Annotated in this window: 12 protein-coding genes; 11 read left to right on the top strand and 1 reads right to left on the bottom strand. The window is 58.1% G+C overall.

The features are described 5' to 3' along the window. Positions 1–5 precede the first annotated feature (5 nt). The 11 genes from AC5RT8_RS16080 (at position 6) to AC5RT8_RS16030 (ending at position 14,836) form a co-directional block, all read left to right on the top strand. A complete protein-coding gene (locus AC5RT8_RS16080; RefSeq protein ID WP_494096725.1) occupies positions 6–1,448 on the top strand; it encodes a MinD/ParA family ATP-binding protein in 1,443 nt (480 codons plus the stop codon). A gap of 465 nt (positions 1,449–1,913) precedes the next feature. Then, positions 1,914–4,598 (top strand): class III lanthionine synthetase LanKC, encoded by a 2,685-nt coding sequence (gene lanKC, locus AC5RT8_RS16075; RefSeq protein WP_494096724.1) that lies wholly within the window; start codon positions 1,914–1,916, stop codon positions 4,596–4,598. A gap of 10 nt (positions 4,599–4,608) precedes the next feature. Beyond that, positions 4,609–4,725 carry a hypothetical protein gene (locus AC5RT8_RS16070; RefSeq protein WP_494096723.1) on the top strand — a complete coding sequence of 39 codons (117 nt, stop codon included), beginning with the start codon at positions 4,609–4,611 and terminating at the stop codon, positions 4,723–4,725. 64 nt (positions 4,726–4,789) lie between these two features. Continuing rightward, positions 4,790–5,548, top strand: coding sequence for an ABC transporter ATP-binding protein (locus AC5RT8_RS16065; RefSeq protein ID WP_494096722.1), 759 nt, complete (start codon positions 4,790–4,792; stop codon positions 5,546–5,548). A 66-nt stretch (positions 5,549–5,614) separates the two neighbouring features. Next, on the top strand, positions 5,615–6,910 hold the full coding sequence (locus tag AC5RT8_RS16060) for an FtsX-like permease family protein (protein ID WP_494096721.1): 1,296 nt from the start codon (positions 5,615–5,617) through the stop codon (positions 6,908–6,910). 83 nt (positions 6,911–6,993) lie between these two features. Further along, complete coding sequence (locus AC5RT8_RS16055; RefSeq protein ID WP_494096720.1) at positions 6,994–8,646, top strand: ABC transporter ATP-binding protein; 1,653 nt, start codon at positions 6,994–6,996, stop codon at positions 8,644–8,646. After that, positions 8,643–10,745 carry a prolyl oligopeptidase family serine peptidase gene (locus AC5RT8_RS16050; RefSeq protein WP_494096719.1) on the top strand — a complete coding sequence of 701 codons (2,103 nt, stop codon included), beginning with the start codon at positions 8,643–8,645 and terminating at the stop codon, positions 10,743–10,745. The genes AC5RT8_RS16055 and AC5RT8_RS16050 overlap by 4 nt, the downstream gene beginning before the upstream one ends. Before the next feature lie 401 nt (positions 10,746–11,146). Beyond that, positions 11,147–11,353, top strand: a complete 207-nt coding sequence (locus tag AC5RT8_RS16045) for a hypothetical protein (RefSeq protein WP_494096718.1) — start codon at positions 11,147–11,149, stop codon at positions 11,351–11,353. A 140-nt stretch (positions 11,354–11,493) separates the two neighbouring features. Continuing rightward, positions 11,494–13,332, top strand: coding sequence for a hypothetical protein (locus tag AC5RT8_RS16040; RefSeq protein ID WP_494096717.1), 1,839 nt, complete (start codon positions 11,494–11,496; stop codon positions 13,330–13,332). 587 nt (positions 13,333–13,919) lie between these two features. Beyond that, complete coding sequence (locus AC5RT8_RS16035; RefSeq protein ID WP_494096716.1) at positions 13,920–14,558, top strand: AAA family ATPase; 639 nt, start codon at positions 13,920–13,922, stop codon at positions 14,556–14,558. A 23-nt stretch (positions 14,559–14,581) separates the two neighbouring features. Beyond that, entirely contained in the window at positions 14,582–14,836 is a 255-nt protein-coding gene (locus AC5RT8_RS16030; RefSeq protein WP_494096715.1) for a hypothetical protein, read from the top strand. Between the two features lie 230 nt (positions 14,837–15,066). Here the strand turns inward: AC5RT8_RS16030 and AC5RT8_RS16025 are convergent, their stop codons facing one another. Next, a complete protein-coding gene (locus AC5RT8_RS16025) occupies positions 15,067–15,381 on the bottom strand; it encodes a hypothetical protein (protein ID WP_494096714.1) in 315 nt (104 codons plus the stop codon). Between the last annotated feature and the right edge of the window lie 328 nt (positions 15,382–15,709).

Raw genomic sequence — 15,709 nt, 5'->3', positions numbered from 1 at the left:
TTCACATGAGCAACACACCCACGGAGTGGCCAAAAGTGGAAGCCATCATCAAGGAAGACGGCACCGGGGAAGTCAGGATCGGAGGAAGAATCCATCCCATCCAGACCAATGCCCTATCTGCCGCCCGGGCAGAAGCCGTGGCGGCCGTTGCCGCAGCGGCCCGGAAGCTGGGCCGTGATCTGCGCGCCTCAATGAGCGACCCTGACGGGGAATGGGCGCTGATCATCCACACCGATGGATCCGTCGAAGCCGACCCGCAATCCGACACGCAGGCACAGGCCAGGGCTGTCCCAGCCCAACCCTCCCGGCGCAGGAAATCCACCCGAAACCCCGGAAACACAGGCACCTCCCCACAGCATCAGGCCAGGACCACCTCCCAACCCGCCCCGCAGCAGAAGGCAACACCACCCACGGAAAGCACGGCAGCAGAACGCCCAAAAACAGAACCGTCCCGACCGGGAGAAGAAAGCCACGGTGCCCCTGGACAGTCCCCTCGAGCCGGGTTGAAAGAAACCTCTTTCCTGGTCAGTGCACCGCTCATGGAGCCTGCCACCCAGGGCTGGCGCGGAACATTCAGCCGACTTGGCTTCCGCATGGAACCCTCCCGCGAAGAACTCGCGGAGCGTGAAGACATCCGCACCGTGAGCCAGCACTGGCCCGGGCCCCGCACGGTCGCTGTCGTCAACCGCAAGGGAGGAGCCAACAAAACACCCACCGTCGTCATGCTCTCCGCCATCCTTGCCCGCTACAGCGGTGCCGCCACCGTGGCCTGGGATAACAACGAATCGCAGGGAACTCTCGGATGGCGCACCGAACAAGGTGCCCACAACAACAGCGTCCTGGATCTCATCGACTGCTCCCAGTCGCTGCTGTCCCCTAGTACCAACGCAGCCGAAATAGCCCGTTTCGTTCACCACCAGACCTCGGACAAGTTCGATGTTCTCCGCTCCGACGAGAACGAAGAAGGAGACCATGAAGTAACCGCTGAAGAAGTGGACATCGCCCACCAAGTGCTCACGCGCTACTACCGTCTCATCGTCATGGACTCAGGCAATACCGCCCGGGCAGCTAACTGGCGGCGCATGGTTCACCACACCAACCAGCTCGTCGTCCCGGTTACAGCCATTGAGGACCGTGCAGAAGCTGCACGCCTGACTCTCCAAACCCTGGAAGCCCGCGGCGGCCACGATGCCGAGCTGGCTCACAATGCCGTCGTTATCGTCTCCGAATCCACCGATTCCAAACACAGCATGAGCGGGGACGCACTCAAACGGGCCAAAGCAGAGGCCCAACGGATAGCGGATGGCTTCGCCCCCTATGTGCGGGCCGTTGTGCGGATCCCCTATGACCCGGCCCTGGTCAATGGACCGATTCGCTACGACGCACTGCAGCCGGCAACGCGCCGGGCCTGGCTCGCGGCCGCTGCTGCTGTGGCCAGAGGGTTCTAGATGGATCCACACCGCCGCGGTCGTCCGGACACTGGCGCTGATGGATGATCAGTGGGCAGCGACTCGAATCGAACACGAAGATCGCTTAGACGTCGTTGGACATTGATTACCGGGATAACCGGCAGAAGAACCTCTGTCCCGCTTCAACTACAGCAGATTGCCATAACTCTTCACCGACACGCATGTAGCAGCCCCATATGTGAATTGCCGTTGTCTTGTACTGCGTACGGTGCGCCTTAAAAGCAGCTCTCACTAGGATTAATAAGCCAATTCCCCGTCCTGCCAGGTGTCAGGGGATAGCGACTTCTCATCTGTGAGAGCAGACTGCATACAAGGGGTAATTCACAGTTGCAGAAAAAAACTTTTCTAGAGGGGTTCCCTTTGCGCTGAATCTTTGCCAGAGTGTCACCAACGTCAGGCACATCGAACGATGCATGCAGACACGAATACTTGGGGGAGTAATTCTTGCGCGACGACCTTGAACCTTTCTGTACAGCAAGTCCATTCTATTTTTCAGCGCCGGAGTCAGGTGTAGACAGATCAACCAAATACGAGGTTGAGCTAAAGCCTCCATGGCGAGCACGGCGCGACTTTGAATGGACGTACATAAGTTATCCTGATGCTGAAATCCCAGAACAGGGCTGGAAGGTCCATATAAGTTCGATCTTTGAAGACGCCCGCAAAGTCTTAGAAATCGTCTCGGACGTATGTACGAAGTTATCCATCCCGTACAAGTACCTGAGTTCAGAGTCAAGATTCCACAACCGGAATAGCAAGGTATACCCGCGAGAGCATGCGGGAAAATTTATTACTATCTATCCCGATGTCGACCAGGTGCTGAGCCTCGTAGAGACCTTAGAAGCGCTTCTCCAGGGCTTTGACGGACCTTATATACTCAGCGACAAGCGTTGGAAGAAAGCCCCGGTCTTCCTTCGTTACGGAGCCTTCAAAGCACCCAAAGCCAGCCCGCACCAAAGCGGAGAGCTGCCTAAAATACTGAATCCTTCTCAGGAGGAAGTGGAGGATAACCGGGAGGCATACTTTCATTTTCCCGGCTGGGCTCCGGTACCCTCCGGACTGGAAAAGTGGGCAGCCGAGGATCCTTCAGCTGATCAAACGATGCCATTCGCGATCGATGAGGCGATCCAGTTTTCCAACGCTGGCGGCACCTACAGGGCTGTATTTGAGGGTGTGCGCTCTATCGTCAAGGAAGCGCGGGCTCATGCCGGCCTCGACCTGGAACGCCGCACCGCGCATCAACGCATCGCACACGAGGAAGCGGTCCTACGTGACCTTGCCGGCCTTCCTTGGACCGCTGATGTACTTTGGAGCGGCACCATTTGGGAACACCACTTTCTGGTGGTTGAGGAGCATGAGGCTATTCCGCTTAATCGATGGGTAACGCGGCGGTATCCTCTCTATGACCGGAGCACTGAAAAGGTCAACAAGTATCTTGGAGACACACTCGAGATCTTGGATAATCTGGTCACAGCTATCACTGCGATCCATAGTCGCGGATGGTCCCACATGGATCTTCATCCCAGTAATGTCCTAGTCCGCGAAGACGGGCACCTCGACGTATATATTATCGATTTCGAAAGTGCAAAAAGGACCACGGCCGGGCCGCTATACCAAACCCTTGCGGCACCAGGCTTCAGGACGAAAGAGCGAGCGGATCCAATAGACATTGACTGGCACGGAGTTGCTCAACTCGCGTCGTACATGTTGGTGCCGGTCATTGTTCAGTCCGAGCTTGTGCCCTCATACCCAATCCAGGTAGAGCGGTTGTCACGACTGCTCGTGACAGGTGGCGACGAGAACCGGCGGTTACACGAAGAGCTTGGAGAGCGCATAGCCGCCTTGCGGCAGCGTAGTCCAGAAAGTCTCTGGTCGGCGCGGGACAATCCGAAGGCCGACGGGCTGGTCCTGTCTGAGTACCGAGACGACGGTAACGACCAGAGCTTCACAGAGCGAATACTGGACGGACTCGCACTGGCAAGGGCGACGAAACCCGACAAGGCCCGCAAATACCCGGTCCACCCATACGGTATCGACCAGAATTTGACGGGACTCGCCTACGGCGACAGCGGAGTACTTAGCACCATAGCGTCAGTCAGCGGCTTTCCGTTGGACGACAAAGACATCAATGAGTTGATTGCCGAGGCGCGCGAAGGTGCGTATGCGGGCCTATTTGTCGGAGCGATTGGTGCATCCATGGCCTTATCGGCGGCGGGGCATGCGGACCATGCTGCTGAGATTGTCTCTTCACGTGTAGAAGAGCTGGTGAGGCAGGGCGGCGTGCGGGTGTTTGATGAACTACCTGGGGCTCTCCTCGGAGGTATACGGGTCCTGGCCAACGCCGATGGTGACGCACTGGAGCAGTCGACGGCGGTCCAGTTTCTCATTGACGTTGCTGCATCAGTAAGGACCGCCTACACGAGCAACCCTTCAGGTTTCGCGCCTCTCGGCGCCGCCAGGGGGCCGGCAGGCAACCGGCACGAAGAGCAGAACTCCGGTTTGTTGTACGGGCATCTAGGGTTGGCATGGTTGTTTTCCGACATATATAACCTGACCAACGACCAGGGATGGCTGGATGCAACGAATCTAGCCCTGAGAAATGAACTTACGGGCTACGAGTTCGACGAGAACCACGGCACCCTGCAGCTGATTCAGGGGCAGAGGCAACTGCCATATTTGTCGATGGGCAGCGCAGGGTTCGGTCCCGTCCTGGCTGGGTTCAGTCGGGACGACATCGATGAGGATATATCACAAAAAGTTCCAGCGCTTCTGGTAGCAACCGATGCCACATTTTCGGTATTCCCAGGCCTTTTCAACGGGTATTCAGGTTTGGCGCTAGGAAACCTGGGGATACGCACCTTCATGGGCCAGACACCCACCTCTGCAGACGCTCTTGAAGAAGCACTAAAAGGGTATGCAGTCTCGAGCCAGAATTCACTTCTGTTCGCGGGGGACAGCGGCCTACGAATCACTACAGACTACGCTACGGGCGGAGCGGGAATCGCCTTAGCGCTGCACAGAGTCCGGCAGGGTTTATGTGACCCGCTGCCGGTCTGCCTTTCTCCGGTGCGGGCTTATGCGCCGGGTTTGTCACGAGGGGGGGTGAACAACAATGACCGGATCGATTCTTGACCTTCAGAAGATGAGTGCTCAGAGCACGATGATGGGTGCCGATGATCAGCAGCGCTTCAGCACTCTCAGCTGGGTGAACTGTGACGGCTGGGGCTCCAGCAGCGCCAGTGCAGACAACTGTCACTAGGCAATAAGTAAACGGGGAAGCGTGTGATATCGCACGCTTCCCCGTCAGTCGTTAAGGAGTTTATGTGAATCCGTCTCTATTGGTAGCCCGAGGAGTCAGCAAGTCATTCGCGCCTAAGGGGAGAGGGAAGGACTCTAAGACGCAGCACGTATTGCATAGCGTGGACCTTACGGTGGAGTCAGGCGAACGGGTGGCTATAGTCGGCCCTTCAGGTTCTGGGAAAACTACGCTCCTATACTGCCTGGCCGGGTTGGAGCCTGTTACCGAAGGAGAAATCTCCTTAAACGGCGAATCGTTACCCCGTAACAACCCAGATGCACGGGCTCGCGTACGGCGTTCCCATGCGGGGTTTATTTTTCAGTCTTACAACCTAATCCCCGCGCTGACCGCCATAGAAAATGTTCTAGTGGGGGCAAAGCTCGCGGGAAAGAACCTGTCGCGGAGTTCGGCTCTAACAGCGCTGGCGCAGGTGGGGCTTGAAGATAAGGCCAGACACACGCCGGACGAGCTTTCTGGTGGGCAACAGCAACGGGTTGCTATAGCACGCACTTTGGCACTGAGGCCTGACATCATCTTCGCCGACGAACCTACAGGCGCGCTGGACGTCACAACAGCAAACTCCGTGATGAGTCAATTATTCGAGCTGAGCGCAGACGGAAGCACATCCGTGGTAATGGTGACACACGACGTTTCCTATGCGGCCATGGCGGACCGAGTCCTGATCATGGTCAACGGGAAGATACTTCGATCATTGACCAGCCCTGACGAGAACACACTGCTCCAAGCGATCTCCGCAGAGCGTACCCAGGCTGAAAGGCTGTAGCCGGTGCTGGTACTTGCCTGGAAATCTTCGATTCACGGACGTTCGTACTGGGTTGGCCTGGCAATCATGGCCGCTGTTACGTCGCTGCTATTGAGCGCTTATGGGTGCATCCTTTTTAGGGCTCTCACCTCCTACCAAACAGGTTCGATAGACGACAGGACCCTCGAAGGAATTGTGGGGTTTACCGCCACACCGCTGCTGCTTCTGACAATCACCGCTGTGGCCGCGCTCGGGTCGATCGCCAATCTTGCCGTCCAAGGGCAGCAGCGATCCTACGGCCTGTGGCAAACCCTGGGGGCGCAGCCCACGCAGGTGAAGAACGTGGTGTTACTGCAACTCACTATCGTGTCGGCACCTTGCACGGTAGCCGGTGCTATCGTCGGATCCACCCTGTCGACGCCGATTATTTCGGACCTTGTCCGGCGTGAACCAGCCGTTGCCGCGGTGTCGGCGAATCCGTCACTCTGGCAGATCCTTGGTATCGCCTTTTTCGCCCTGGTTATCTCGATAGCGGGGGGCTATCGGTCTGCTAAGGCGGCAGGACGGACTCCGCCCGCTGGGCTGCTGTCAGAAGTGGAGGAAACAAGCAAAACCGTGTCTATCAAGCGGTGGATGCTTACTGTTGTCCTTATCGGCGTATCCTGCGCCCTGGCGATTGCCATTCAGAGTGTCCCGCCGGCCGGGGCCTCAAGCAATGGGCTCGTACTGGGTCTGCTAATACTCTCCGCCGTAGCGTGTACCGCTCCAATCGTGGTACCGACGCTCATCACGGTCCTGTTTTCGGGCATTGCGCGGGGGTCGACCGGATGGGAGCTGGCATGGAAATATTGTCGATTCCGTGCGGCCCAATCCACCACAACCATAATCCCGCTAGCTTTCGCAATCGGAGTAGTGGCTACCTACATCGGAGTACAGGCTTGCCTTAAAGCTGCACTCACACAGGCCGGCGGAAGCAGTGAAGCCGATGCTGGTGCCGACCTGCTTGTCTTCGGGTCACCGCTTGTTGTAGGCGCGTTCGCGGCCGCGATTGCCATATTTATGGGTGGCCGCCAGTTGAAGCGTGATTTCGCCTTGCTGCAGGTCGCCGGCGCATCCTCCCGTCTCATCTGGGCCGTCGCCTTATTGCAGTGGTTAATCTATAATCTGATGGCTCTTATGATCGGACTGATTGGAAGTGCGATCGCAATAATTACCACTTGGATGGCAATAAACAACTACACGCCGCTTTCCAATCTGGACATAAACATGGGACCACTTATTTTCGTCGTTCTCCTCGGCTCTGCCCTGACCGCCGTCGCAATTGCTGTTCCTACACGCAACGCCCTGTTGCAACCACCCACGAGAATTATCGCCATCCAATAACTGCACTGGAGAGAAGCCGCGACATGAACTATCTTTGGCCATATCTCAGGCCCCAGTATCGCCTCGTAAGCTTGCTCGTTCTGATGTCTATCCTGACCGCTGGAGTTACTTTGCTTCAGCCGTTCATCATACAGAATATTATCAAAACTGCGTCGGCTACTGGACAGCTAAACTGGGCAATGGTCTTTACGCTCTTCGGTGTTCTCTTGCTAGTAGCTGTCTTAAAAGGTGCTCAACTCTATGGACTCAGCGTAATCGCTGAAAACGTCATTTACGGAGCGCGACGAGTCATCATTCGCAAGTTCTCGACCATACCGATATCTGAATATGACAGGCATCAGAAGGGGGACTTGGTCTCGCGCCTTAGCTCGGACACAACCTTGCTCCGAAGCGCGATAGCTGGCGGCGTTACGGACGTCGTAGGATCTTCGTTTCTGATTGTTGGCGCCATTATCGCGCTATTTATTATTGACCCGGTCCTTACTGCTGCGTCTATGGGTGTTCTCGCTGTAACGGCTCTAGTGTCCATTGCTGCGGCAAAACGGATAGGTGGACTGTCACACTCGGCACAAACCCAGATGGGCGCCCTCGTTTCTTCCACCGAGAGATACGTCGGCGGGGTAAGGACGATACGCGCAAGCGGAGCGGAGACAGCTGAGATCGAAAGCGTAGTGAGAAAGTCTTCGGAAGTACGGCAGGCAGGATTGCGCATCGCTCGCACAAATTCTCTTTTGTCCCCCATCAACACCATCAGCGGATACCTGGTGATCATGATCGTCATCGGGTGGGGTGGGTACAGGGTGGCCTCAGGAACGGTACAGCTGGCTGACCTCGTGACCTTCATGTTTCTTTTGTTCGTCCTCATCGGGCCGATGGGGCAAATCTTCGCCGCGATAACGAGTCTGGGCAACGCGGCCGGTGCCGCGCGCCGAATCCAGGAGGTTGTCGATCTCAAAGACGATGTGGAACCCGCCGCCGCCAGGCCCCGTGAAGGTGGACTCACGAACACTTCAATAGAGTTCCGGAACGTTTCCTTTTCGTATGACTCCGGGAAACAAGTGGTCGACGAACTCTCCCTGATCGCTGCGCACGGAAAGCTGACGGCACTGGTTGGCCCCTCCGGAGCAGGGAAGTCCACTGTACTTGCGTTGATCGAGCGCTTTTACGAACCGGGATCCGGTGCGATATTCATCGGGGGCGAGCCCATCACGGATTTTTCCAAGGAGTACCTCCGGCAGCAAATTGCGTATGTCGACCAGGCTGCCCAGATACTTGCGGGAACGTTGAAAGACAACCTGACCCTGGGGCTCGGTACACCATCGGACCAAGACTGCATGAAGGCTCTCCAGCAGGTCAATTTGAGCAACCTCGTAGACAGAGCACCCAAGGGCCTACATGCACCTGTAGGCGATTCAGGGGTTCTACTTTCAGGAGGCGAAAAGCAGCGCCTGTCCTTGGCCCGGGCCATACTCAGTGGCAGACCCATAATTCTCCTAGATGAGCCCACCGCGGCGCTGGACGCAAATAATGAAGAGGCTTTTCAAGAAGCCCTGAGATCAGTGTCCGGTGAGCGCACAATCATTGTCGTTGCCCACCGGCTGGCCACGGTGGCCGACGCCGACTGTATACATGTTCTCGAGAGCGGCAAATTGTCGGCCCAGGGGTCGCACCACGAACTGCTTCAGATCTCCCCGCTATATCGAGAAATGTCAGCGAAGCAGTACCTTTCGATATGACGGAGCTCAGGTATAGCCATGACGGATGGGGGAACCGGAATGACGGAAGCGAGCGGATTACGGCTCGGCAGCCTGATCCGTATGGTCATCTCTCGCAACTAAGCAGTCACGATAAGATCGAGCGGCTGCGGGCTGAACATGAACTCAGCGTAGAGTCTTTTCGGAATCTCACAGCTCTGCAGCAGGACCTGACGGCCGAACTTCTCGGTGCCCTTTCCGATGATCATGTGCCCACAGCCACTCGGGGCAATTGGACGTACAGCTACCTATCCTCGGATCCTGGGTCATTCAGAGTGTCTAGGCAGAGCGGTGACGGACTACCGCAGGTGGTGTTTGACCAAGCCGAGTTCGGACAAAAGTCTTATAGCAAACTTGGTGGATTCGATGTCTCGCCAGATGGCGAGTACATCCTATTTTCGATTGATGAGTCAGGACGTGAGGAATATCAGCTATGGCTCCGTCATGTTGAATCCCAGCTTGATATAGGCCCGATATCAGGACGCACAGCAGCTGGCGCATCCTTCTCAGCCGATGGCACTGTTCTCTACTACACAGACAAGGGTTGGGCCGGCGCAGGTCCCCATCTATATCGGTACCACCTCCGGGATGGGACGAAGCGTATTGTGCAGGTAAGCTTCGCTCCCGCGGACACTGTTCGGGTCTCTCTCACACGCAGCTCGCGCTTCCTGAGGATCACTGCTCAGAACGGCGGCAACTGCAGAATTTGGCTGTTGAGGCAAAACGATCCGTTGTCCGCACCCCAGTGCGTTCACGAGGGCAAGCATGCGCTAGTGGAGGACCTTGGTGCCGATAGGCAGGTGCTGGCGCTGCTTCGGAGACGTCCGGAGGCTACACCCGAGGTCGTCCTTTTACGAGACGATACGGGCACGCAAGTGGGTTATTTAGTGGATCCGGCTTTAGATGTCGTGGTACACAAAGTGACTGCCTTCAGGAAGTTTTTGGCGCTCCTATATAGCGATTCAACCGGAAACCATGTGGCTATAGTTGTTGATCGTCAAGATCCTTCGCTTGCGCCGAATGAGCATAAGCCTGCGGGTATAGATACGTATTTTGGCCGCGCTGTCCAGCTGGAGGAACCTGCAGGGTTGCGGATTATTTCTGAGGGTGTCAACCAGGACTGGAACCAGGGATATTTCGAAACGTTGATCCGTTCCTATACCGAGGAGCCAAAGAGGACTCGGCACATGGTGGGGGACGAGGCTGCAGACAAACGCATCAGCCACTCATCGATTCCGCCGGGCACGGCTGTGGTTGACAGTAAATATAGCCAGTTACGGCTTGCGGTAGAGGTTAGCGACGGGACAGAAATCCCCGTGACACTGATCTGGCGGACTTCCGCGATCCCAATGACCGCGGACGGACCGCGTGTAGCTCCGCCGGCGGTGATGTACGCATATGGAGCCTATGGCGTTTCATTAGCCGAGCCGCGCTACGACCCCGCGCGGCTGCCTCTCCTCGACAGGGGAGTGCTGTTTGTCATCGCGCACGTTCGAGGAGGGGGTGAATTCGGCGAGGAATGGCACAAACAGGGACGCGGACTCGCGAAACGGCGTGCGATTCGGGATTTCTCCGACGCGGCCAATCGGCTGTGCGCTAAGGGGTGGCTGCAGGCCGGGTCAATTGTCGCAGAGGGACACAGCGCCGGCGGATTGCTCGTCGCTGCTGCGGTCGGTGAGCGACCGAGCCTCTTCGCCGGTGTCATTGCCTTGGCGCCCTTTGTGGATCCTCTTGGCACGCTCACGAATGCTGACCGGCCGCTTCAACCGACGGATGTGGCGGAGTTCGGGGACCCGCTAAGCGACCCCGCGGCATTCCGCGAGATCCTGACCTATTCACCGTACGAAAATGTGGTGTCCGGTTATCCTCCCGTACTTGCGGTAGTGGGTGTTCAGGATGTGAGAGTGTCACCGATGGAAGCGGCGAAATGGGTGCTTCGCCTCAGGGATGCGGGTAACCAAGCGCACCTAGTTGCGCTTGATGCCGGGCATCAGGGTACTTCAGCTCCTGAAGAGCAAGCGGAGCAGCGCGCATTGGAGCTGTCCTGGATCCTTGAGCGACTCAAGCTGACAGGTTTCTAAAGAAGTACCCGCACGCATGACGGCGTTTCCCCGATGCAACGCGTCCACGCCTGTAACCCAGTCCCGCCCTGCTACACGAACCCAGACCCCCACTTTTGACTTAAGGGACAATGCCGATAATTTATCTTATGTAAAGTTTTTGGCTTCAGTTCAGCAATTCTCCGGCGATACATGACCTACGCGTCAGAGCATCCAACCGGAACTGTTTGGTCTTGGAGAACCCCGTCGGGTTTTCTCACAACGCCTCCCCGCGTACCCCAGTGCCCTTCATATTTCCTACTGCAGGGCGAGAGGGGCAGCGCTAACGGGAGGAGTAATTCCGACACGCCGGGCGAACTCCCACTTAAAGCAATCTGATTCAGGTTTGCTTAGGACAGCAGATCCAACCGAAAGAGGAAACCATGGCACAGCGCAGCAAGGGCCCGCGCCACGTGATTACCGCTCGTTTGCCGATCAGCGACGCCGAGAAACTGGCGGCCGTTGTAGCGGCCACCGATGAGAACCGCAGTGATCTCGTCGCCAGACTCGTGCACAACTACCTGAAAACCATCGACCTGACCCAGCTGAACCACGACCAGGAGACACTGACTTTGGCCGAGGCAAGTTAAAGCAGAAGGCCCGCCGTAGCGGGCCTTCATCAAGTATCGCGTTCAGATCCACATCTTGGCGGATCAGAGATCTGAACTTTTCAAAGCCTCCCGTGAGGGTGGCCCCGTTTGCTATGTCCTGAAAGGATTAGCTGGTTTCTATGGTACCTGCAGAGTACCCGTCGTCAACATTCGACGTGCCGTGTCCAGCCGACCCGCACGAAGCATGGGCGCTTGCCCCGCTGATCGCCGGCGCCCCGAGCTATCGGACCGGCCGATGGATCGGCGGACGCTTTCAGTATCCGCGTCCCCGCATCTCGCCTCCGATCACCCGGGCCCTGCCGTCCCGGCCGGCAGCGGTGCTGCTGCACGGGGCAGACGGCTCCGTTGCCACCCTCTGCCTGGACCTGGACACGTCCAAAGCACTTCCTCAGGTGGTTGACGACGACGCCCGACAGCTCGGAAATCTACTGGATGAGTGCGGTCTGCGCTACGTAGCGGATGTCTCCCCCAGCGGCGGGCGGCATCTCTACGTTCCCCTCGCCGAACGCCTTTCCTCATCTGAGGCTCGCGAACTTGTCGAGGCACTGAGCCTACGGAGCCCGAGCCTGGACCCGAGTCCGCACCAGAACATCACCGACGGATGCATCCGCGTACCCGGCTCCGTCCATAAGACCGGCGGCCACCAACGGCTCACCACTCCCCTATCGAGCGCCTACGACATTCTGAAGCGCCGGAACCCCGCCCGCGCACTGAATGCTCTGCGGCAGGCACTGGCCCCCGAACTCCTCCGAGCAAGGAGGCTGAAAGACCGCGCGGCCCGGCAACAAACAAACCGGGAACCCGGCTCTGCGGTAGCGACGCCGGCACCGGCTGGCACCCAGTCTGCCCTCCGGCTAATCGCCCGCACCGGCCTCTACGACACAGGCGCCTACCCCAGCGCCTCGGAAGCTCGCATGGCGGTACTCACCCACTTCGCTGCCTGCGGATGGACACACGAGCAGGTACACCGAGAGCTCACCGGCCAGTTTCCCGGACTGGCGGCACTGTACGGAACCCCTGCCAAACAGCAGCGACTGTTCATGCCCGAATGGCACAAAGCATCCCAATGGATTCAAAACACACGCCCTTTCCGGGATCGGAAGGGCACTACCCGCATTAACGACACAAGCCCCCCAAAACCCACAGGGGGGGCCGTCCCTCCTAGTCCGGCAGCTGTTCATCAACTGGTGAACGACCTGGAAAACGTTCTGTACAGTGTTCTGGATCTGCGGCTCATGAAGCTTGGCCGGCAGGGGCTGAGCTTGAGGCTCTTATTCAGGGCGATCCTCGGCTACATGCGGACCATGGAAACAGACGTACTTGACGTGGGATGCCGGACCTTTGCCGTTGCTCTGGGTAAGCACCACGGCACTGTTTCCCGTCTCCTGCCGGTGCTGGTGGAAGCTGCCGACGGCATTCTGACAAAAACCGCCGATGCGCGTGGCCGCGCTGCCGACGTTTATCTCATACAACTGCCTGAACACTTCGAACAGCTGGCGCGGAGTCTTTCCTGGCGGCGGGGAAAGATCCACGCCGTGCGGCCGGTGTTCCGGGTCCTGGGCGACGTCGCAGCGTTAGTGTACGAGTCTGTCGAGCGCGCACGCCTATCCCCCACCACGGCCGCCATAACCCGCATCACCGGAATCAGCCGAACGGCAGTAGACAAGGCGCTTTCGACCCTTGTCGAGCATCAACTGATTCAGCGGTGTGACGGCCGCTGGCGTGTGTGCCCGGCAACTAACCTGACTTCCCTAGCGCGACGTCTGGGCGCCTTGGAAGAAACGGCCGAACAGATCACCCGACACCGCAGGCAGCGAGCCGCCTGGCACGCGTGGCTGGACCGGCATCTGATGCCTGCCCTGGCTGAGTACGAGGTTGATTCAGGTACCGACCAGTACTGGTTCCCACCGGCCGACGACGATACGGAGTTCCAACAGACGCTATGGCAGGCAGCCTAACCCAGCGGTCCAAGAGCTGAGTGGTACCACACTAGCACTGGTGTGGTACCGAATAGCCTGGGTCTGGCGGCTGGACCGGCATCTGATGCCAGTATGAGATTGATTCAGGTATCGACCACTCCTGGGATCCCCAGGCCGAAGACGATACGGGCGTTTATCCCCCACCACGGCCGTCATAACCCGCGTCACCGGAATCAGCCGAACGGCAGTGGAGAAGGCGCTTTCGACCCTTGTCGAGCATCAACTGATTCAGCGGTGTGACGGTTGCTGGCGTGTGTGCAGGACAGCCGACTTCCCCCGCGAAGACGCCCCAACGGCACACTCCGGCGGTACCACACTAGTATTGGTGTGGTACCAGATGGGACTCAGGGCTGGACCGGCATCTGATGGCTCAGTCCAGGCGCCCCGCGCCCGCACTGAGCATGAGGGTTGATTCAGGTACCGATCAGTACTGGTTTCCCATCAGCGGCAAACGATTCGGGGGTTCCTACTCTTTGGCGGGCTGCATCACCAGCGTGACATTTGCGGTACCACACTAGTACCACACTAGTATTGGTGTAGTACTAGTGTAGTGCTAAGCTGACTGCATGATTCTTCTCGTGGCACATCAAAAGGGCGGGGTAGGTAAATCAACCCTGGCGGTCAACCTCGCTGTTGAGCTACAGCGACAGGGCGCCGACGTCATCCTGGTAGAAGCGGACCCTACGGTGCATACCGTCATGAACTGGGCGCGTGACCGGGAAGATAATGGCCACCGGCCCCTGCAGGCAGTGCAAAAAATCGGCAACCTTCGATCCTCCCTGACCGACCTGGCTAGCAAGTACGATCACGTCATCGTTGACGCACCGGGCAAGGACAGCAGGGAGATGCGGACCGCCATGACCATAGCCAACGTCTTCCTCATGCCCGTCCAACCCTCGCAGGCCGATCTGGACACCACCGAGAGCGTTGTAGCCACCCTCACGGAAGCGACGGACTTCAACCCCGGCCTCAAGGCACTTGCGGTGATTAATAGGGCGGCGACCAATGTGTTCACCAAGGACATCAAGGATGCACGGGGTTATCTTTCCGATTTTCCGGAGCTCGACGTGGCCCGCACCGTCATCCATGAGCGCAAGGTCTATCAAAACTCACTGGCCGAGGGATTAGGCGTGGTCGAACTGAAAGACTCCAAGGCAAAGGCCGAGGTGCAGCTACTGGTACAGGAGATTTTGGCATGGCAGTGAACCGACGGGGCCGGCAGAGCCCTGTGACTGAACGTGACATCGAGGAATTCGCCGCCCGCGCCGAACAGCCGGCACCGGCCGCTACGGCCGGCGCCGCGACTGCCGGAAAATCCCGGGTGCGGGAACCCAAAACCGCAGGCATTAACTTCCGGATGACCGAACGGCAGATGGCCCTGCTGCGCACAGCGTCTGCCCGCGAGGACATCAGTCAGCAGAAGGTTCTTGAGCGAATTGTCTGGCCGGCCCTGGAAGAGCGGTACGGCCAGGAGAGCCTTTAGTACCACACCAGTACCGGTGTGGTACCAATGTCACCGGGCCGTTGTCGATTCTGGTTGCCATGACCCCACGGCAACCTTCATGGAAGATCGAATACCCTCCGCGAACACATCCCGAGGTTTACGGCACTCGGACACCCCGCCGCCGGGAACCGCAAAGGAACCGCCCTTGATGCCGCCACGCCTTTACCTGGGTACGCACGCCTTTACCTGGGTACGTAAGTCGTAACGGTTCATGCCGCATCGCTAATCTCGTCCAAAACCCACGAGTCTGACGACGGTTTGCGGCGGAGCGTGAAGGTGCGAAGCGACGCCGAGGCCGTCAGTCGGACCTGGACACGCCAGAATTCGACACTGACTAAATCTCCCGATCCTTTAGCAGCAGAACGGCCGTGGTTCCACCAATCGGCCCGGGTAAACCAATGGACCGGATCCGCAGCCACCGCCCACACCCGGTCCTGATAGCGGACTGCCAAGGGCAGGCCCGCAGACGTGAAGCGTACCTGCACGACTTCACACTCCGCGGAAGCATCCACTGTTGCGGTCATGTGCGGTCCCTACCTCCTGTATTGGACTCCATTTAGCTCCCACCATTAGAACATACGTTCGAATGACGGCCGCCAAAGAGGACCTGAAACACGGAAACACGGAAACACGGAAACACGGAGTTCTGTGTTTCCGTGTTTCTGTGTCTACTGGTTTCCGTGTGTCCAGGTAGGACAGCCCTGATACTCGCTAGCTCGCATCAGGGATACGGACCTCCGCTTCGCTGCGGACTGTGACCGGCTGCTCCTTCGTCGCATCCGGTGGATGTGTCTACGACGTTTTTTGCTGCTGTCCTTACGGATTATGCGCCCCCGCTCCAGCCTGTCCAGC

The organism is Arthrobacter sp. Ms25 (assembly GCF_059090365.1).
This window is presented reverse-complemented; position numbering and strand designations above follow the sequence as displayed.